20 protein-coding genes and 2 tRNA genes are annotated in these 19,096 nt (G+C 33.4%); 16 read left to right on the top strand and 6 right to left on the bottom strand.

Going from position 1 to position 19,096, the window contains the following annotated elements; all coding sequences use genetic code 11:
- Positions 1-49 precede the first annotated feature (49 nt).
- The gene (locus NQ499_RS09065) at positions 50-427 is read left to right on the top strand and encodes an MG284/MPN403 family protein (protein ID WP_040389759.1); all 378 of its coding nucleotides are present in this window, start codon (positions 50-52) and stop codon (positions 425-427) included.
- A 45-nt stretch (positions 428-472) separates the two neighbouring features.
- Positions 473-697 (top strand): acyl carrier protein, encoded by a 225-nt coding sequence (locus NQ499_RS09060; RefSeq protein ID WP_006505256.1) that lies wholly within the window; start codon positions 473-475, stop codon positions 695-697.
- Between the two features lie 29 nt (positions 698-726).
- Here the strand turns inward: NQ499_RS09060 and NQ499_RS09055 are convergent, their stop codons facing one another.
- Entirely contained in the window at positions 727-2,355 is a 1,629-nt protein-coding gene (locus NQ499_RS09055) for a putative polysaccharide biosynthesis protein (RefSeq protein ID WP_006505257.1), read from the bottom strand.
- Positions 2,356-2,522: 167 nt separating this feature from the next.
- Between NQ499_RS09055 and pyrF the strand changes: the two genes are divergently transcribed.
- From pyrF to NQ499_RS09000, 11 genes are all read left to right on the top strand, one after another.
- On the top strand, positions 2,523-3,227 hold the full coding sequence (gene pyrF / locus NQ499_RS09050) for an orotidine-5'-phosphate decarboxylase (RefSeq protein ID WP_006505258.1): 705 nt from the start codon (positions 2,523-2,525) through the stop codon (positions 3,225-3,227).
- 2 nt (positions 3,228-3,229) lie between these two features.
- On the top strand, positions 3,230-3,868 hold the full coding sequence (gene pyrE, locus NQ499_RS09045) for an orotate phosphoribosyltransferase (RefSeq protein WP_006505259.1): 639 nt from the start codon (positions 3,230-3,232) through the stop codon (positions 3,866-3,868).
- Between the two features lie 138 nt (positions 3,869-4,006).
- A complete protein-coding gene (locus NQ499_RS09040) occupies positions 4,007-4,810 on the top strand; it encodes an ABC transporter permease (RefSeq protein WP_006505260.1) in 804 nt (267 codons plus the stop codon).
- An 8-nt stretch (positions 4,811-4,818) separates the two neighbouring features.
- Complete coding sequence (locus NQ499_RS09035) at positions 4,819-5,637, top strand: ABC transporter ATP-binding protein (protein WP_006505261.1); 819 nt, start codon at positions 4,819-4,821, stop codon at positions 5,635-5,637.
- Between the two features lie 52 nt (positions 5,638-5,689).
- Positions 5,690-7,924 (top strand): CDP-glycerol:glycerophosphate glycerophosphotransferase, encoded by a 2,235-nt coding sequence (locus NQ499_RS09030; protein ID WP_006505262.1) that lies wholly within the window; start codon positions 5,690-5,692, stop codon positions 7,922-7,924.
- Between the two features lie 94 nt (positions 7,925-8,018).
- Entirely contained in the window at positions 8,019-9,212 is a 1,194-nt protein-coding gene (locus NQ499_RS09025) for a CDP-glycerol glycerophosphotransferase family protein (protein WP_006505263.1), read from the top strand.
- Complete coding sequence (locus NQ499_RS09020; protein WP_006505264.1) at positions 9,202-10,299, top strand: CDP-glycerol glycerophosphotransferase family protein; 1,098 nt, start codon at positions 9,202-9,204, stop codon at positions 10,297-10,299. The genes NQ499_RS09025 and NQ499_RS09020 overlap by 11 nt, the downstream gene beginning before the upstream one ends.
- 2 nt (positions 10,300-10,301) lie before the next feature.
- A complete protein-coding gene (locus NQ499_RS09015; protein WP_006505265.1) occupies positions 10,302-11,132 on the top strand; it encodes a DUF975 family protein in 831 nt (276 codons plus the stop codon).
- The gene (locus tag NQ499_RS09010; RefSeq protein ID WP_006505266.1) at positions 11,132-11,863 is read left to right on the top strand and encodes a CPBP family intramembrane glutamic endopeptidase; all 732 of its coding nucleotides are present in this window, start codon (positions 11,132-11,134) and stop codon (positions 11,861-11,863) included. The genes NQ499_RS09015 and NQ499_RS09010 overlap by 1 nt, the downstream gene beginning before the upstream one ends.
- Before the next feature lie 572 nt (positions 11,864-12,435).
- A complete protein-coding gene (ltrA, locus tag NQ499_RS09005) occupies positions 12,436-13,311 on the top strand; it encodes a group II intron reverse transcriptase/maturase (RefSeq protein ID WP_259848489.1) in 876 nt (291 codons plus the stop codon).
- The gene (locus NQ499_RS09000; RefSeq protein WP_259848488.1) at positions 13,278-13,730 is read left to right on the top strand and encodes a group II intron maturase-specific domain-containing protein; all 453 of its coding nucleotides are present in this window, start codon (positions 13,278-13,280) and stop codon (positions 13,728-13,730) included. The genes ltrA and NQ499_RS09000 overlap by 34 nt, the downstream gene beginning before the upstream one ends.
- A 163-nt stretch (positions 13,731-13,893) precedes the next feature.
- Here the strand turns inward: NQ499_RS09000 and NQ499_RS08995 are convergent.
- From NQ499_RS08995 to NQ499_RS08985, 3 genes are all read right to left on the bottom strand, one after another.
- Positions 13,894-13,971, bottom strand: a tRNA-Asp gene (locus NQ499_RS08995).
- Between the two features lie 8 nt (positions 13,972-13,979).
- Positions 13,980-14,070, bottom strand: a tRNA-Ser gene (locus tag NQ499_RS08990).
- A gap of 651 nt (positions 14,071-14,721) precedes the next feature.
- Entirely contained in the window at positions 14,722-15,696 is a 975-nt protein-coding gene (locus NQ499_RS08985; RefSeq protein ID WP_259848487.1) for an IS1595 family transposase, read from the bottom strand.
- A gap of 246 nt (positions 15,697-15,942) precedes the next feature.
- On the opposite strand from NQ499_RS08985, the gene NQ499_RS08980 reads away from it, so the two are divergent.
- Positions 15,943-16,230 carry a hypothetical protein gene (locus NQ499_RS08980; RefSeq protein ID WP_259848486.1) on the top strand — a complete coding sequence of 96 codons (288 nt, stop codon included), beginning with the start codon at positions 15,943-15,945 and terminating at the stop codon, positions 16,228-16,230.
- A gap of 58 nt (positions 16,231-16,288) precedes the next feature.
- Here the strand turns inward: NQ499_RS08980 and NQ499_RS08975 are convergent, their stop codons facing one another.
- The gene (locus NQ499_RS08975) at positions 16,289-17,539 is read right to left on the bottom strand and encodes an IS110 family RNA-guided transposase (RefSeq protein ID WP_259848485.1); all 1,251 of its coding nucleotides are present in this window, start codon (positions 17,537-17,539) and stop codon (positions 16,289-16,291) included.
- Between the two features lie 591 nt (positions 17,540-18,130).
- On the opposite strand from NQ499_RS08975, the gene NQ499_RS08970 reads away from it, so the two are divergent.
- On the top strand, positions 18,131-18,499 hold the full coding sequence (locus NQ499_RS08970) for a hypothetical protein (RefSeq protein ID WP_006504503.1): 369 nt from the start codon (positions 18,131-18,133) through the stop codon (positions 18,497-18,499).
- Positions 18,500-18,514: 15 nt separating this feature from the next.
- Positions 18,515-18,811 carry a hypothetical protein gene (locus NQ499_RS08965; RefSeq protein ID WP_006504502.1) on the top strand — a complete coding sequence of 99 codons (297 nt, stop codon included), beginning with the start codon at positions 18,515-18,517 and terminating at the stop codon, positions 18,809-18,811.
- Between the two features lie 117 nt (positions 18,812-18,928).
- On the opposite strand, the gene NQ499_RS08960 is transcribed toward NQ499_RS08965, so the two are convergent.
- The gene (locus tag NQ499_RS08960) at positions 18,929-19,081 is read right to left on the bottom strand and encodes a hypothetical protein (protein ID WP_161220274.1); all 153 of its coding nucleotides are present in this window, start codon (positions 19,079-19,081) and stop codon (positions 18,929-18,931) included.
- Positions 19,082-19,096 lie beyond the last annotated feature (15 nt).

The raw sequence follows: 19,096 nt of genomic DNA, 5'->3' as shown, positions 1-19,096 counted from the left end.
TGAGAAAAAACACCACTTATGGGGTATATACCCTATAGGAGGTGTTTTTATGACAAAGAAAGAAAAAATAAGAATTATTAGATTATTACTTAAACAATATGAGAAGGACAAGAATATACTCAACTCATTAAACCAGGCAAACTATTATCCTTCCATCAACTATGAGGACTATTATCAAACATCTTCTTCCTCTAAAGAAGATTATTTACTCAATAGAATACACTTAAAACAGGAACTCACCAAACGTGTTATCTTTATAGAAAAGTCACAATCCATTATCGGTGATGAGTATTATCATATCATTCTAGAAGATTATTTCTATGAACATAAGCATTGGTGGAAGACACGTTATTCTCGTGCTACTTACTACCGACGTCAGGAAGCAGCTATTGATGCATTTTTTGATTATGTGACAAGTATATTGTAATTTTGGGGATTGTTGTATTATAATTGATGTTGTGAGGTGAACAACATGAATTATTTTGATAAAATCAAAGAAGCTTTAAGCAGTAAATTAAAAGGCAAGGAACTAACATTAGATTTTAACTTGAGAGACCTTGGTATTGATTCTCTTGATGTTGTAGACTTAATTATGGATTTAGAAGAAGAATTAGGAATTGAATTCTCTGATGAAGAATTAATGTCTATTCATACTATGAAGGATGTATGTGATTTAATCGATAAAAAGAAGGCATAAGAAAATCCAGACAATTATCTGGATTTTTTTTATGCTTTGTTTTTGAATAGTTTACGAATAATCTTATCTACATAAGGGATTCCATTCAACATTTCTAAATGATCTTTGAAGATAAATAGAATACTGAAGAAATAAACAACCACACCAACTATAATTGCAAGGATAAGTGGAATAAAGACACGATGGAATACCTTGAAAAGTAGACAATAAGAACCATAGGCACATGCACCCATAAATAGTGAAGCAACTAATGGTAATAAAACAGCAGTCTTAAAATTGATATGATAGCCCACAAGTCTATTTAATGCGAACTGGTTAGTGACACACATTTGTAAGGCATAAAGCGAAGTTCCAATAACAAGTAGATAAATACCAACATCAAGGAACTGTGATGGCACTAATACAAGCATCAGTACAAGGATGATTACATGGACAACCAATGCTTTGGCAGCATTTCTTAAAGGTACTTTTACTGCGCCAATCGCCTGCAAGATACCGTTAGATAAAGTAGATAAACCATAAAGTACAATCGCAGGTGCACCAAGAGTAAGTGCAGTAGAGGCAATCTTCAATGTCTTAGGCTGTGGGAAAATCAGACCCATAACAGGATAAGCGAGTACACCCATACCTACAGCTGCAGGTATTAGAATAAGCATAGTAATAAAAGTACTATTCTTGATGTTGGCACGCACTTCCTTGAAATCTTTTAATGCATATGAACTAGAAATCGCAGGAATAGTAGCTGTACTCATAGCACTTGCAAGAGCAACAGGAACATTCATCAACACAACAAATTTACCTGCATAAACACCATAGAGTTTAACAACCTCAATCAGTTCTACACCACGTGCCTGCATAATACCATAGAAGATAAACATATCGATTGTAGAAACAAGGTTATAAATACATGTAGAAATAATGATTGGTGTGACAATATTAAGGATAGAACGGAATATGGCCTGTCCTGACTGTACACGAGGATCCGCGTCGGTCTCATCAATCATGTGTCTGCCTTTTCTTAAATAAACACATACCATATAAATAAGGGCAACAAGAACACCAAAGCCTGTACCTAAGGCACTTCCTCCAGCACCACGACTAGCAAGTAATGTATGATTATTTGCATATGGCTGAATAAATAAATAAGCAGCACCTACAGACACAAAGGCATTTAATAACTGTTCAATAATCTGAGAAACAGATGTATAAACAGTTGTTGAATATGCCTGGAAATAACCTCTTAAGACCCCAACTAAACCGGATAGGAAAATGGTAGGGCAAAGAATTCTTAATGCGAATACCGCATTTTCTGTTACTATCCATGGGGCTAAGATAAATGTAAGTATTGCAGCAGAACCACCAACGACAGTAATATAGATTAGTGCACATTTAAAAATTTTACGTGCATTATTATATTGATGAAGAGCGAGCTTCTCACTAATTAATTTAGAGATTGCGGTTGGAATACTGTAAGAAGAAATAAGCAGTACCATTGCATAAATATTATATGCAGTAGAGTAATAACCATTCCCTTCATCACCAATTAAAGCGGTTAATGGACTTCTATAAAGAACACCAATAATACGTACAAGTATACCAGCGAGCGCTAGAATAGAAGCCTGCTTGACAATTGATTTAGATTTGTTCAAAATATTCACTCCTTATAAAAATCTTTCATTTTTAATTTATATCATTTTTGTATGTCTATTACAATATATTCGCCAAAACATCTGATAAGTTTTTAGATTATTATTTTTAAAAGTCTCCCAGGTTTATATGTTTTATGATATACTTCATAGAGAATAAAAAAATTGGAGGGTAGTTTATGACTAAAAGCAGAGTAATTATTGCACTCGATTTCAAAAACAAAGCAGATGTTCTTGAATTCCTCGATAAATTTGATGAACCGCTCTTTGTGAAAGTAGGTATGGAACTCTTCTATGGAGAAGGACCTGCAATCATTCAGGCTATCAAAGAAAGAGGACATTCAATCTTCTTAGACTTGAAATTGCATGATATTCCTCATACAGTAAAGATGGCTATGAAGAATTTAGCACGTCTTGATGTTGATATCGTTAATGTTCATGCTTCAGGTTCTAAGGCTATGATGCAGGCAGCGATTGAAGGTTTAGAAGAAGAAAAGGGCAAGAATCGTCCTTTATGTATCGCAGTAACATGTCTTACTTCTTTAAGTCAGGAAGTATTAGATGATGAATTAGGTATTCATGAACCAATTCAGGATGTCGCAATCAGATGGGCTAAGAATGCAAAAGAAGCAGGATTAGATGGTGTTGTATGTTCACCATTAGAATCTAAAGGTATTCATGATGCAGTAGGAGAAGATTTCTTAACAGTTACTCCAGGTATCAGACTTGCCAGTGATGCCAAAGATGACCAGAAGCGTGTAACTACACCAGCTATGGCTAAGGATATGACTTCTAGCTATATCGTAGTAGGTCGTACAATTACTAAAGCAGCTGATCCAGTTGCAGCTTATAAAGAAGTATTTAATCAATTTCAAGGAGAATAATAATGAATAGAGAAGAATTAATTGCGAAAGATTTATTAAGTATCAAGGCTGTATTCTTAAGCCCTGATGAACCTTTTACTTGGGCTTCAGGTATTAAATCACCAATCTATTGCGATAATAGATTAACTTTATCTTATCCAGAAGTAAGAAATGATATCGAAAAAGGTTTAGCTGAACTTGTACAGGAAAACTATCCTGATTGTGAAGTATTAATGGGTACTTCAACTGCAGGTATCGCTCATGCTGCATTAGTTGCTGACATCTTAAATAAACCAATGGGATATGTACGTGGGTCAAACAAGTCTCATGGACGTCAGAACCGTATTGAAGGTGTTGTAAGAAAAGGTATGAAGGTTGTAGTAGTAGAAGATTTAATTTCTACTGGTGGATCTTCATTAGAAGTAGTAGATGCATTAAGAGAAGCTGGATGTGAAGTACTAGGATTAGTAGCTATCTTCACTTATGGCTTAAAGGATTCTATTAAGAACTTTGCTGATAAGGATTGTCATTTCGTGACTTTATCTAACTACGATGCACTTCTTCCTGTTGCTGTTGAACACAACTATATTAAAGAAGAAGCATTAGAAAAGTTAAAAGCATGGAAAGTTGATCCACATGATGAAAGCTGGATGATTAAATAATTATTTGAGGAGGGTATATCCCTCCTTTTTAAATATGGTATTTTTTATGTAAATAAAGTATAATGAAAAAGGCTAATATTGCTTTTTCAAGTATAATGCTGTATAAATATTAAGATAGATTATTAAGGAGGATCCAACGTGTTAGAAGCTGTAAAATATGTAATCAAAGAAAACAGCGAGAACTTGTTTCGTATTTATTCTATTTCGAAATATGAAGTACTAGCTGACATGCGTGACTCAAAGTTAGGTTTATTCTGGAACTTTGCGAATCCAATTATTCAGGTATTAACATATTGGTTTGTATTTGGATTAGTATTAAATCGTAAGTCAGTAGATGGTATTGAATATATCTGGTGGATGCTTGGAGGTATGGTTGTATGGTTCTTTATTTCTCCATGTATTACAGCAGGGTGTAATGCTATCTTCTCTAAAATAAATATTATTACTAAGATGAAATTCCCAGTCAGTGTTCTTCCGGCTACAGTGGTACTTTCTAAGTTATTTGACCACTTCTGCTTGATGTGTATATTGACACTCCTATTCTGTTTTGCTGGCTATTATCCATCACTACATTGGGTAGGTCTTATTTATTATTGTTTCTGTGGTGTTGTCTTCTCAATCTCGTTATCTATGACAACATCTGTACTTAATATGCTTGCACGTGATACAAGAAAACTAGTGCTCGCTATTATGCGTTTATTATTGTACATGACTCCAATTCTATGGAATGTGAAGAGCCTTCCATCTATTTTACAGAGAATCATGTTAACTAACCCTATTTATTATATTGTTCAGGGCTATCGTGACTGTTTCTTCTATCATCGTGGAATTATGTATTATAAATATTCTGCTTTCTGTTTCTGGGCTATTACAGCTTTCTTATTTGTGTTTGGTAGCTGTATTATGTATAAATTCAAATCTAAGTTTGTAGACTTTATTTAGGAGGCATTATGGATTCAAATATTGCAATTGAAGCACGTCATGCTTCTAAAATATATGAACTAAGATCTAAAGAGAAAAAAAGTGATGTCAAGTTCTATGCTTTAAAGGATTTGAACTTCCAGGTAAAGAAAGGGCAGGTTGTAGGTATTCTAGGGACAAATGGTTCTGGTAAATCTACTATGTCTATTATTCTAGCTGGAATCTGTGATCCTGATGAAGGGGAAATTATTGTGAATGGAACTCAGGCACTTATTGCTATTAATACAGGATTGAACGCACAGTTGACAGGGCTAGAGAATATTGAATTAAAGGGTGCTTTATTAGGACTCTCTAAAAAACGTATAGAAGCGATTAAAGAAGGTGTTATTAATTTCGCAGAAATTGGTGACTTCCTCTATCAGCCTGTAAAGAAATATTCATCAGGTATGAAATCAAGACTTGGTTTCTCAATTAACCTTTGTCTTGATCCAGATATTATGATTGTCGATGAAGCTTTAAGTGTAGGTGATAAAGGTTTTGCGGAAAAGTGTCTGAATAAGATGACTGAGTTAAAAGAACAAGGTAAAACCATTATCTTTATTTCACATAACTTAAGACAGGTACGTCAATTCTGTGATAGTGCTATGTGGATTGAAGGTGGCATGCTTCGTGAATATGGAGATATTGATGAAGTATGTGATCATTATGCTGACTATGTAGAGTACTACAATCATTTATCCGCAAAAGAGAAAAGGAAAGTGCGTGATGAGAAGTTCGCAAAGCGTGTTATTCCTAATTCTCGTCGTACACTAGGTGATAAGCTCTTTGCTGCTATTAAGACTAGATAAACAAAGGGCAGGGTAACCTGCCTTTTTAAATATAGGGAAAGGAAGTTTAATTATGAAATTATCAATTATCATACCATTTAATCGTTATATTCGTTATTTATATGACTGCTTAGAAAGCATTAAGGATCAGAAATTGTCTGATTATGAAGTACTTCTTATTGTAGATGCCATTGAAGATGTGAAGGATAAGATCCGTAAATATGATTTACCAATCACTCTTGTTGAATCAGGAGAAGCGTCAGTAGGTAAGAAGAGAAATATGGGTCTTGATCTTGCAAAGGGAGATTATGTTTATTTCTTAGATAGTGATGACTATGTCTTACCAGGCTGTCTGAATGCTTTGATGGAAGAAGCAGAAAAGTCTCATAATCAAGTTGTAGCAGGTAAAAGAATGGTTTCATGGTTCAAAAAACAGGTCTATGAAACAATGAGCGATGAAACAAACATTGAACGAAACTTAAAAGACAAGGATCATGATCGTCTTGAAAAAGTAGAAAGAAAACAAGAAAAACATGCTTATGATAATGAACCAGAACAGTTCAAGATTGATCTTCTTATTCGTACAAGACATGCATTAAGAAATGTTTCATGCTTAAATCTTCTTATTAAACGTTCACTTATTGAAGAGAATCATATTTCTTTTAAAGAAGAATTCTTCTGGTATACAGATGCACCATTTGTAGTTGAACTATTAAAATATACAAATGATGTGTCTTTTGTAGAAGATGCTATTCTAGTCAAACGTAAACATAATGACCCAATCAATCGTCCTGCTTTATCTCAGATTAAGGACCCTGATGGTCGCTTTGATGAATTTATTGAAGCGCATAACTATTGCTTAGAGATTTCTAAGGATTATCCATCTATTCATTATTATATTAATGCGAAGATGGCTAACTATTTTACAAGTTTCTTTGCTAAAAAGGTGAGAAGAAGTGAAGATGATAAGTGGAGAACAACACGTTTTGATACAATGGCAGAAGTATTAACTCGTATTGAACCAGAACTATTAAAGAAATCTCTTTATCGTCGCAGACTTTCTAAAGCATGTATGAATCATGACTTAAAGAAAGCACAAAAAATCATCGCAGCTCACTTAGCTGGTGTTAAAGCCAAGAAGATCTTTAAGAATAAGAATGAAATGAATAAGTATCTCTATAGACATAAATATAAAAATGAACCTATTCAGAAGAATCTAGTTATGTTTGAAACATTCCGTGGAGCAAGCTATGCTGATTCACCTAAATATATTTATGAATATTTGGCTAAGAACTTCCCAGGGCAGTATGAATTTGTCTGGGTACTCAATGATACGAAGACAAAACTTCCTTATGGTGGAACAGTCGTTAAACGTATGACACGTAAATATGCTTACTATCTTGCTGTATGTAAATACTTCGTATTTAATACAAGACAGCCATTATGGTATCGTAAAAGAGAAGGACAGGTCTTCTTGGAAACATGGCATGGTACACCATTAAAGCGTTTAGCCTTTGACCAGGAAGAAGTCACTGCAGCTTCTCCTACATATAAAGCACAGTTCTATCGCCAGAAACAGGAATGGGATTATTTGATTGCGCCTAATGCCTTTTCGAGTGAAATATTCAAGAGCTGCTTTATGTATAAGGATGAAGGAGATACTATGTTAGATACAGGTTATCCTAGAAATGACTTATTATCTGACCCTCATAAAGAAGAGATTGCAATTGAACTTAAGAAGAAGGTAGGTATTCCATTAGATAAGAAAGTCATTCTCTATGCACCAACATGGAGAGATGATGAATATTATGGAAATGGTGCTTATAAGTTCCAGTTAAAACTTAATCTTGAACAGATGAGAAAAGAATTAGGAGATGAATATGTCATTATTCTAAGAACACATTATTATATTGCAGATGTTCTTGATTTGACTGGTTTAGATGGTTTTGCGTTTAACTTAAGTAAATATGATGATATTACTGAGATTTATTTAATGAGTGATATTCTTATTACTGACTATTCAAGTGTATTCTTTGATTTTGCTAACTTAAAACGTCCAATGTTATTCTATACATATGACTTAGATAAATATCGTGATGTATTAAGAGGCTTCTATATTAATATGGAAGAAGAACTTCCAGGCCCACTTGTATTCACAACAGACGAAGTCATTGACACAATCAAGCATATGGATGAAATCACTGAAAAATATGCAGACCGTTATGTCACTTTCTATGACAAGTTCTGTGGCTGGGAAGATGGTCATTCTTCACAGAGAGTTGTTGAAACAGTATTTGAAAAGAATTAGCTTTCCTTTACAGGAAGCTTTTTCTTTTTATCGGTTTGATTGACTAGAACGGTCATTCTCACTATAATAGACCCTAATAAAGGAGAATATCATCGTGAAATTAATTAAGAAAATATTAGGTAAACTGATTCGTTTATTATATCGTCTCGTTTATCGCTTTATACCATGTGATGATCATACAATATTATTCATTTCATTCCATGGACGTGGCTATACAGATAATCCTAAGGCATTACACCAATATATCACGGATCATAAAGAATATACCTCATATCGTTGTATATATGCGATTAAGCATCATAAAGAAAAGAATCTCACTATTCCTAATGCTAAGATTATAGAATACTTCAGTATTCCTTATTTCTTCTATCTTGCAAGAAGTAAGTATTGGATTTCTAACTGCAAGCTTCCTAAATATGTATTAAAGAAGGATAACCAGGTCTATTTACAAACTTGGCATGGTACACCTTTAAAGAAGCTTGCTCATGATATTGAAGTACCAGAAGGGACAACATTCTATCGTTCTGGCATGTCTGTAGAAGAAATGCGTGCTACTTATGACAATGATGTCTCTAAATACAACTATATGATTTCTCCAAGTGCTTTTACTACAGAAGTCTTCCAGACATCTTTTAGAATCAATAAGGAAAGACTCATTGAAACAGGCTATCCAAGAAATGATATATTATCTAATTATACGAAAGAAGATGTAGAAACAATCAAGAATAGAATGCATTTACCTCTAGATAAGAAAATCTTACTTTATGCTCCTACATGGCGTGATAATTCATTCAATATGAAGGGGTATACATTTAAACTAGAAGTTGACTTCAAAAAATGGCAGGATGCATTAAGTGATGAATATGTTGTCGTATTCAAACCTCATTATTTAATTGTGAATGATTTTAATCTAGATGAGGTAAAAGATTTTGTTTATTATGTGGATCCTCAGGAAGATATTGCAGATTTATACTTAATTGCAGATGCATTAGTGACTGATTATTCAAGTGTCTTTTTTGATTATGCCATCTTAAAAAGACCAATCTATTTCTATATGTATGATTTAGAAAACTATCGTGATGAATTAAGAGGCTTCTATCTAGATATTTATAAAGATCTTCCTGGAGAAGTGATTACAGATGAAAACACATTACTTCAGAAGATTCATACACATGATTTTGATTATGACCGTCTAACAGGCTTTAATGAACGTTTTAATAATCATGAAGACGGACAGGCTAGCAAACGTGTCATTGATATACTATTAGGTGAACAGCATGGGGCTTAAGAAAATTGTATTAAACATCATTCTTTCATTTGTGAACATCTTTGTATCACTTGTTCCTATCAAAAAGAATCAGATTGCATTTGTTTCATTAGAAGACAATATTTTAAGAGATGACTTCTTAGATATCTATAATCATCTTGATATATCTCATTATTCTATTAAGAAAGTACTCATTCATTATGATAAAAAATCAATATGGAATGATTTCTTATATCTATTAAACTGTATTAAACAGATTATTGTGATTAATACATCCCATATCGTACTCATTAATGACAATAACTATGTAGTCTCTCATTATAAGAGACAAGGTGTTAAGGTCATTGAAGTATGGCATGCCACAGGAGCTATTAAGAAGTTTGGCAATGCAGTCAAAAGACAATATCCTATTAATAACTATGACTATGTCATTGCGAATAGTGATTATTGGATAGAACCTTATTCTTTGGCTTTTTCTGTAGATAAAGATAATGTACTTGTAACAGGTATGCCTCGAGTAGATCATCTTTTTGATGAAAATTATAAAAAGGAAGTCAGTGACAATTTCTATTCAAAATATCCAGAACTTAAGAATAAGAAGATCTTACTCTATGCACCAACGTTTAGAGGAAATATTTATAAAGGATTCAAAGCAGTTGGTTTTGATGGAAAGAAATTCATTCATACTTTTGATGAAGACACAGTCCTTATTTATAAGTATCATCCACTTATGAAAGATATTCCTATTGAAGAAGAGGGACATATCTTCAATATGAGCCATGAAAATACATATGAATTATTTGTGGTAAGTGATGCACTTATTTCAGATTTCTCTTCGATTATTTTTGATTATTCTATCCTAGATAAACCGATGTATTTCTTTGTGCCTGATTTAAAGGATTATATGCACCGTCTTGGATGTTTTGTGGACTATAAGAAGGAAATGCCTGGTCCGTTGTGTTATAATGAAGAAGAGTTAACAGATGCAATACATTCTAATGAACATTATGATATCAAACGATTTAAAAATAAATTCTTTAAATATCAGGATGGAAAGAATGTAGAGCGAGTAATCGCGTTAATTGAACAACTGATCAAGGAGGATTAATTATGAATATTTCAATGATTAAACAACGTGCAAGAGAAATAGCACGCGTGAATAAAACGAGTCTTGCCCGTATCTGCTTAATAGTAGGGGCGATTTCATCATTACCTAGTCTGTTGAGTTCTGATAATGGCATTATGAGTATTTTACATATTATTGTGGTTATATTAATAATTGCGGTAGAACAAGGCTATGTTGTTGCAGGACTTAAAGCTGTTACTGATCGTGAATATGAATTATCAGATAATGATGGTGTCTATGGTCTAGTTAACTGGATTGAATACGTACCAACTTATCTTGTAAAAGTACTTGTAAACTTTGTTATAGCATTCATTTTTGTAGCACTTATTGTGGTATGCTCTCTTGGCTCTTTTGGAGGTTTATTTATGCTATTAAGTGATCCTTATAGTGTTTCACCTATTACAGGAGTTGTTTCAGGTCTATCAGCACTAAGTGGCATATTGTTGTTTGTATTGTTATTTGCCTTCGCATTTGTAATGATCTGGGTTAATTTACGTATGTTTGCGATGACTTACTTACATCAGGAATATGGTATTAAAGGCTTTGAGGCACTTAAGGAATCATTCACATTAATGAAAGGTCATTGCGCGGATTTATTATTAATCAATCTTTCATTTATTGGATGGATTCTTCTATGTGCCATCATTAGTATTATGATTGGTGGCGTATTTGGTAATAATGGTATTGCAGGATTGCTTGGTTCAATTCTAAGTGCGGCAATAGCGGCTTATACATATCAGCCTGCTTATATTACTGTACAGGCATTATTTTATAAAGAGATTGCCTATAAGTTCTATGATGAGGGGAGAATCTAATGAGAAAAAGAATTGATCGTTTTACGAGAAGACTCTCAGGACAGGAACTTGTTTTAGGATGTGTCATCTTACTTCCATTATTCTTCTATTGTAATAGTTATATCGGAACAGCGATTGTAAAATGGATGATCTTAACATTTAACCTTTCAGTTGCTACCAATACTGCAACAATTTGGCTGAACTTTGCGGTTGATTTAATTACTGCACTTGTTGCAGTAATCATCTTAAGAAAGTTCATCAAACGTCAATGGAAAGACTTCATGAATAATAAGCTTTCTATTATTGTTGCAGGATGTTTTCTAGGATTCTTCCTCAATATTTGTGCTAATGCGATTGGAAGCAGTATAGTTAAGCTATTTGTGGATCAATCATCAAGTGTGAATCAGCAGCAGGTAGAATCACTCACTAAAAGTATTCCTGCCATCATGTTCTTTGTGACAGGGTTCTTAGCACCTATAGGAGAAGAATTGATCTTTAGAGGTGTTATTTTTACAGGTCTACGTAAATATAATAGATTCTTAGCTTATGTGGTCTCTGCTTTCTTATTTGGTTTTATTCATGTTATGAATTCAGTCTTTGCAGGTAATATCTTTGAAATGGTACAGATGATACCATATGCTTGCTCAGGACTAGTCTTTGCATATATTTATGAAAGTACAGATAATATCTGGGCTTCTATTCTTACACATATGACAAACAATATATTTGCGTTATTAGTCATCTTATTCTAAATAAAAATGCCAGACATTGTCTGGCATTTAAAGGTGTGCCGGGCATGGCACTGATTCAGTCGGAGATAAACCGACCACAGGTAGTTACCGCCAAGTGTAGTGAACCACAAGCCGATACCATAAAGGTAGGAGTGAAGGAAGTGGTGTAGCAATTCCTTTGAGCGTACGAACAGAAACTTGATATAAGGCTAAATGGTGGATAAGGTTGCCTTACAAACCGAAGTCCTAAAGGTAAACGTAAAACCAAGAGAGTAAATCAAGGCGTTGTGAAGGAAACAGGATTAGTGAATTACCCCGGGAGGCCTCACAGGCAACGAAGTCCAATATCTTTAAAATCAGTGATGGTAAGTTGTGCGACAAAAAGCTCACTGTGAGGAGTCAGCTGAGGTCATAGTAGGTGTCTCACCAACACTAAAGGACCTAATGTTTATATGATGTTACTCATCATAAAGCAATGTCTAGATAGTTCGAAATTGGAATCATTTCATAAATGGAAAACGTAATTTCTGTGGAGATGAAGGAAGAGGGAACAGTTCTAGATAAATCTACGATATGAAAAGGAGAACACAGACATGAGATTAATTGATGAAATACTTAGTGATTCTAACATCGACAGGGCTATTCTACAGGTCAAGAGAAACAAAGGTGTATCTGGAATCGACAAGATGACAGTAGATGAACTTGATGAATATTTCTATAAGTATAGAAGAGAGATTAGATACTCTATACTTAATAAGAAGTATAAGCCCCAATCAGTCAAGAGAGTCTATATCCCAAAGCCTAATGGCAAGAAAAGACCATTAGGTATACCTACAGTAGTGGATAGAGTTATTCAACAGGCTGTTGCACAGATATTGATGAAGAAATTAGATTCTTCATTCAGTGAATTCAGTTATGGATTCAGACCAAGAAAAAGTGCACAGATGGCTGTATTAAAGACTCTAGAATACATCAATGAAGGTTATGACTGGGTTATAGACTTAGATATTGAAGCATACTTTGACACTGTAAATCATGATAAATTAATCTCAATACTTAGAGAAAAGCACGTGAATGACTCAACAACATTACATCTTATTCGCAAATTCATGCAGGCAGGGATTATGGAAGATGGTTTAGTAAAACCTTCGAGAATCGGTGTGCCTCAGGGAGGTCCACTCTCACCAATCCTTTCTAACGTTTATTTAGATAAGTTTGACAAGGAACTGGAATATAGAGGACTACGCTTTGTTAGATATGCAGATGACTGCAATATCTTCGTTAAGAGCGAGATGAGTGCAAATAGAGTAATGAAGTCAGTCACTTCATGGCTAGAGAGAAAACTATTTCTTAAAGTCAGCGCTACTAAAACCAAAGTGGTCAGACCACCCGAAAGCAAGTTTCTAGGATTCACCTACCTCCAAAGGAATGGTGAATGGAAATGCAAGCCTTCAATCAGAGCAAGATGAAAATCTACGATAAATGTAGAAGAGAACTTATAAGAAGGATAGGAATTGCACGCCCTCTTGCAGTTACATTCAAGAGAATCAATCAGATTGTAGTGGGGTGGATTAACTATTATCGAATAGGCGTGATGAAATACTTCATTGACGTCTTTGGTCAATGGCTTCGCCATAAAATCAGAGTAATCATTTTGAAACAGTGGAAAAGACCTAAAACGATTTATAAAAACTTATACAAAATGAATAGGCTATTTTCTTGCCAATTTTCTGATGAACAAATCTTTTCGGTGGCAAACTCTAGACGCGGACTTTATAGCCAGGCCTGTGGTCATGTAATTAATAATATTATTAGTCCCAAATTCTTGGGTAAAAGAATAGGAGATAGACCTGGTCTGATCAATCCCCTTAATTACTATCTAAGTTAGTCTGAAATTATCATATAAATGTAGCGCCGTATACGAGACCCGTACGTACGGTGCAACGGGAGGCACAGAAATAATAGTTAATTAACCTTTTAATATTATTCCTTGTCTACCCTATTGTATATAGATACAAAAAAACACTTCCGAAGAAGTGTTAAATTACAAATGGCGGTCTGGACGGGGCTCGAACCCGCGACCTCCGCCGTGACAGGGCGGCATTCTAAACCAACTGAACTACCAGACCATTTGCAATGGCGCAGACAGAGGGATTTGAACCCTCGCGCAGGTTACCCCACCTACTCCCTTAGCAGGGGAGCCTCTTCAGCCTCTTGAGTATGTCTGCATCGGACTGCCTATTTAATATACCATGTATAAATATACTATGCAAGTACTTTTTGCATAAAAATCATAAATCTAAAGTGAAAAGTTAAATTCCACTTTAGGCATTATGAATTTATTATGATTTATTATGAATTCATCATCAAAATATGTGCATTATATACAAAAGCACTATTCCTTTTCCCAAAAAAACATTATAATAAGATTAGAAATATAAATATGATTGATTAATAAAAAAAAGCATATTTAAAAGAGAGGAGGTATAAAGCATTTTTTCAATCATAATAAATTTATTAAATAATTTCGCTTTTTTAAGTAAATTGTTGCTTTACGTTAACTTATTCAAAAAAATCCCATAACAATACTTGTAATATGCTTCCTTAATTGAAGTGGGCATAGGTATAGCTCTTATCATTTTGATACTGAAGATTTCTGTGTCCACAATCATTCTAAGAATCACAGATGCCATTTTTCTTCAATGTTTACTTTTCCAGTTTCATATGAAGTAGAAAATCTGATGTTAAGCTAAATTTGATGATCTAGTAGCAACATTTTTCTTGAACTTAGCGAATAATTTTAAAAAGGGAGGATTTTAAATGAATAGAAAAATTAAATTGTTATCATTTTTGAATACCCATAATCTACAGGTGACGATTTAAGAGAAGTGTGGAGCAGAAATATTCAGGATATATACTATCAGTCTATGACTGATAGGAAATGATTTCTGCAGGTACTTCTTGATTTTATCCATAACAGTCTTTCCCATATTTCTATGGTTAAATCTATACTCCTGTTCATTCAGGAATAAAGGCATCTCTCTTTTAGTTATTCCATGATATATCCCAGTAATATTATTTTTAATATTACCGATTATTATATTTAACCAGAGTAGTCTATGATTCTTTTCTTCATAGCTGATTTTCTCGTTCTTTACCTGTATTTCTGTGCCTAATGTATTAAAGCCTTTCTCGCCATCAGTATTAAGCAATGCAGCATGTGATAATACACAGCACTGTTCTATGTTTTTCTTAAGTGACAAACCAGTATAATCATTGATGAGTCTTAACTTAATAAACCGGGGATAGTTATTCTCTTTATCTGTAGATAGAATGCCCAAAACAGGTTGCTGTTCACTTGCACGACCCGCTTTATTCTTGGATTTTGCGCCAATATTAAAGACATCTGCTTCATAGAAAAGGCTGTTGAGCAGCTTGTCTGAATTGCTTAGTGACATAAGAATTCTACACTTGTTTTCAAGAAGAAGTGCAGTCTTGTAGTTAACGTCTAGTATTGAACATAAATCTACTGCACTGATTCCTTTATTTTTATTGAAGAAAAGGAAGATACCTAACAGAAGCTTGTATAGATCAAGCTTGCAACTCTGAAAAATAGTGCCTGAAAGCAGTGAATGCTGCTTATGGCATGAGCTGCATTCAAGAACATATGAAGTCTTGGTCTTTCCTACACGCTTGACTAGGTAATACTTATGACAGCCACAACGGTCACACGAAAAGCCTTCAGGCCATTTCATGGATTTGAAGAATTCAATGCAGTTATCAATATTGTTGGAATATTTCTGAGTGAACTGATAAAGAGAAGCTTTCTTAGGCTTTAATACTTTGTTTGACATATGATTATACCTCCATCTGATTTCTAATCTAATTATAGAACAGATGGAAATTTCGTGTGTCCGGTTCAGCTTCATGAACGCCGTTTAATCGGTGCTTATGAAATTTAATTTTCACTAACCTGTGGTTTGTGGGTATTCAAATTATCATTTATTTGTATTGCTATCACATTTGCTATGGTTTTTCCTAATCATATTGAAGCGTTAGAACCTAAATATCCAACTTTGCGTGAGTTAATAGAAAATGACATGATAGATTTATCTGAAATGAGTTATGCTGAGCCATATGGATTAGATGACCAAGTAGCCGGAGTATTAACTATTTATTCTTCGACATCAGGAAATAGTTCTCTAACCTCGCTAGGATTACAAGGACATGCATGGATCACAGTAAGAAACTATCAGAAGACAAGATCATATGGAACAAAATCTTTATCTTCAAATCAATTTTGTTCAATAGGAACATGGCCTTCTTTTATAACTGGATATAATGGAGTATGGTATAAGTGTGAAACAAAAATCAATCAAAACGTATAAAAAAAGACAAACTTAAAAACAAGTTTGAATAATTTAGAAAAAATAGAATAATTGAATATTATGGTTTAGTTAATTTGGAAACGTCAAAACCTGATTTCTTAAGAAACTCAATTGCTGATTCTTCTGTTAAAACTTGTTGCTTTATAGGTGGATTAGGATTTCTAAATGATTCATAATCTGAAGGATTAAATGTCTCTCCAGTAAGAATCATATGGTATATACTGACAAGCATCATTCTTGCAATTGCGATAATGGCTTTCTTGTGGCCTCGTCTCTTTTTGATGCGAGAATACTTAATTCCAAAATAGCCCTCCTTATCTTTGATTGCTCCAAGAGCACACTGAACTAATAAAGGTTTTAAATATTGACCTGCTTTAGAAATACGAACTGATTTTTTCTTATTAGCACTTTCGTTGTTTGCAGGTGCTAATCCAGCCCAACAGGTTAGTTGTTTATATGATTCGAATTGTTTCATATCTACTCCGATTTCTGAAATAATAAGGATTGCAGATAAAGTGCTGATACCTGGTAGTTGGGTGATGTGCATGAATTGATCGAACATTGGTGCTGCACGTTTTATCATTTCGATTTCACAGTTATTAATATGGACTTGTAATTCTTCCATATGAGTCATTGACTCATTCATTTTAAACCTTTGATCAGTTTCGATATTGCAGTGCTTAATGGAATCTAGAATCTTATCTTTATTTTTACACGATCCATGGATACATTTCAAAATTTTCTCATCTTCAATGATATCTGATTCAAGTACTTCTTTCATGATTGCTTGTGCAGACTTTCCGAACGGATCTGAAAATACAGAACCAATACCGATATTGGAAACTGTCATACAGTTTTGATATCGATTACGTTCAGAGGAACGCATTCCAACCAATTTATAGCGATAGCGAGATATTTCTCGTAAAGCTCTTATTTCTTTGGGTGGTATAAAAGAAAATTTGATTAGATCATGTTTAAATAAATCACAGATCCATTTTGAATCTTTCTTGTCAGTTTTCTTTCCTTTAATTGCTTTGACATATTTTGGATGAGTTAAGTAAATATTGATTTCATCTTCTAAGATGTTGAAAATTGGAATCCAATATTTACCAGTAGATTCCATGCATGCATCAAAGCATTTGTGATTAATGAGCCACTGTTTAAGATTCAGTAAATCAGGGTTTAAAGTTGAAAACGTTTCTTGGATGTATTCGGTAATACGAGTTTTCTTATTAGTAATACCGATTGTAGCCACAATGATATTCTTGTGAACATCCATGCCACAGCAGATTGGTCTAACAATCTTCATAAAAAAATCTCTCCTTTCATTGAAAGAAGAGAAGTGGCATTGACTGCTATCTAAGCTAATCACTCAGTTGATTGTACAATCATAAGTGTCCTGGCTCTAAGTCCAACTTATTTGTGCTTGAAAAGATAGCGGCGACTTATAATAATTCAGGATATTCTATTTGAGTAGAATTACCTACTCACCATCACGTGCTCTGTAGTATACCACCTCTCTTTGATTATACTATTATATCGAGATGCACACTAGAGTTTTGGTGGATTTGAGTTTGGTTATATATTTGTGTCCGCGCAACGAAGGCGCGGGGAAATGGAGAAAATTATGAAAGAAACAAACGATCTGGTTATGCAAATAATTCTTCACAAGTCACCTATGCAAAACAAACTTTTAGTCCTATTGCTTATTCTAGGTTGAATTCTGTAATAAATTCGTACGGAAAAACTTGGGCACCTGCAGATAATTGTACGCATTTTGCTACAAAAACATGGAACTCTGTGAGTAACATAAAACTAACCATTAATTCAAATGCTAATACACCTTCAAAATTATCTAATCAAATTAAAAGTAAATGTACATATCATATAGGAGTAAACGATGCAGATTTTACATCTTGCTCATCATCATCAGTATCACATTATTAAATTAAAAATAATATTAATAATCTTAATCTGTTTGCTATGTACAGGATGCTCTCAAGATAAAGTGAATATAAACAAAATAGATATTAAGAGTGTAGAAATCACTGACGTAATTGAAATTGAATATATTAATAATACTGATATATGCTTAAATTATGAATATTATTTTAAAAATGGAATTTTATCAATTTACTTTGTGGAAACTGATAAGAAAAACACTTATGAGAATTTAATACAGATAAAAAATACATTTTCAGATATAAAAGCAATTGAAATTATAGATGACACACAAAGCAGAGCAATATATCCGCAATTATTTTGGTAAAGGGAGTAAACTTATATGTTGAAAATCAGACGATTATTATTATCTTTTGTACTTTTAATATTTAATATTATTAATTTTTCAGTGTTACTAAGCAATATTGATGATGATTATGCAAATATTTTTATTACATTATTTTATTTGTTTTTAAGTTATCTTGTATATAAAGAATGGAAATATACACCTGTAGTCGCTGTTATAGGATATTTTGTTTGTGTGTGGTTATCTAGTACATTTGGAATAGCTTGGTTTGGTTGGTTTGGATTACATATTGGTTTAACAATATTGCTGATAATACTTTTTGAAATGAAATAGTTATAATAGAAAGAACTTATGCAGAAAAGTGTGAAACAAAAATCAATCAAAACGTATAAAAAAAGACGAACTTAAAAACAAGTTTGAATAATTTAGAAAAAATAGAATAATCGAATATTATGGTTTAGTTAATTTAGAAACGTCAAAACCTGATTTCTTAAGAAACTCAATTGCTGATTCTTCTGTTAAAACTTGTTGCTTTATAGGTGGCTTAGGATTTTTAAATGATTCATAATCTGAAGGATTAAATGTCTCTCCAGTAAGAATCATATGGTATATACTGAC

This window comes from Catenibacterium mitsuokai (assembly GCF_025148785.1).
Classification (GTDB): domain Bacteria; phylum Bacillota_I; class Bacilli_A; order Erysipelotrichales; family Coprobacillaceae; genus Catenibacterium; species Catenibacterium mitsuoka.
The sequence above is the reverse complement of the archived record's forward strand: the minus strand, read 5'-3'. Positions and strand labels throughout refer to the sequence as shown.

What these genes read in the sequence shown, in the direction of transcription:
- NQ499_RS09065 (WP_040389759.1), top strand. Translation starts at nt 50, where the DNA reads ATGACAAAGAAAGAAAAAATAAGAATTATTAGATTATTACTTAAACAA.
- NQ499_RS09060 (WP_006505256.1), top strand. Translation starts at nt 473, where the DNA reads ATGAATTATTTTGATAAAATCAAAGAAGCTTTAAGCAGTAAATTAAAA.
- pyrF (WP_006505258.1), top strand. Translation starts at nt 2,523, where the DNA reads ATGACTAAAAGCAGAGTAATTATTGCACTCGATTTCAAAAACAAAGCA.
- pyrE (WP_006505259.1), top strand. Translation starts at nt 3,230, where the DNA reads ATGAATAGAGAAGAATTAATTGCGAAAGATTTATTAAGTATCAAGGCT.
- NQ499_RS09035 (WP_006505261.1), top strand. Translation starts at nt 4,819, where the DNA reads ATGGATTCAAATATTGCAATTGAAGCACGTCATGCTTCTAAAATATAT.
- NQ499_RS09030 (WP_006505262.1), top strand. Translation starts at nt 5,690, where the DNA reads ATGAAATTATCAATTATCATACCATTTAATCGTTATATTCGTTATTTA.
- NQ499_RS09020 (WP_006505264.1), top strand. Translation starts at nt 9,202, where the DNA reads ATGGGGCTTAAGAAAATTGTATTAAACATCATTCTTTCATTTGTGAAC.
- NQ499_RS09015 (WP_006505265.1), top strand. Translation starts at nt 10,302, where the DNA reads ATGAATATTTCAATGATTAAACAACGTGCAAGAGAAATAGCACGCGTG.
- NQ499_RS09010 (WP_006505266.1), top strand. Translation starts at nt 11,132, where the DNA reads ATGAGAAAAAGAATTGATCGTTTTACGAGAAGACTCTCAGGACAGGAA.
- ltrA (WP_259848489.1), top strand. Translation starts at nt 12,436, where the DNA reads ATGAGATTAATTGATGAAATACTTAGTGATTCTAACATCGACAGGGCT.
- NQ499_RS09000 (WP_259848488.1), top strand. Translation starts at nt 13,278, where the DNA reads ATGGAAATGCAAGCCTTCAATCAGAGCAAGATGAAAATCTACGATAAA.
- NQ499_RS08985 (WP_259848487.1), bottom strand. Translation starts at nt 15,696, where the DNA reads ATGTCAAACAAAGTATTAAAGCCTAAGAAAGCTTCTCTTTATCAGTTC.
- NQ499_RS08980 (WP_259848486.1), top strand. Translation starts at nt 15,943, where the DNA reads ATGATAGATTTATCTGAAATGAGTTATGCTGAGCCATATGGATTAGAT.
- NQ499_RS08975 (WP_259848485.1), bottom strand. Translation starts at nt 17,539, where the DNA reads ATGAAGATTGTTAGACCAATCTGCTGTGGCATGGATGTTCACAAGAAT.
- NQ499_RS08970 (WP_006504503.1), top strand. Translation starts at nt 18,131, where the DNA reads ATGCAGATTTTACATCTTGCTCATCATCATCAGTATCACATTATTAAA.
- NQ499_RS08965 (WP_006504502.1), top strand. Translation starts at nt 18,515, where the DNA reads ATGTTGAAAATCAGACGATTATTATTATCTTTTGTACTTTTAATATTT.
- NQ499_RS08960 (WP_161220274.1), bottom strand. Translation starts at nt 19,081, where the DNA reads ATGATTCTTACTGGAGAGACATTTAATCCTTCAGATTATGAATCATTT.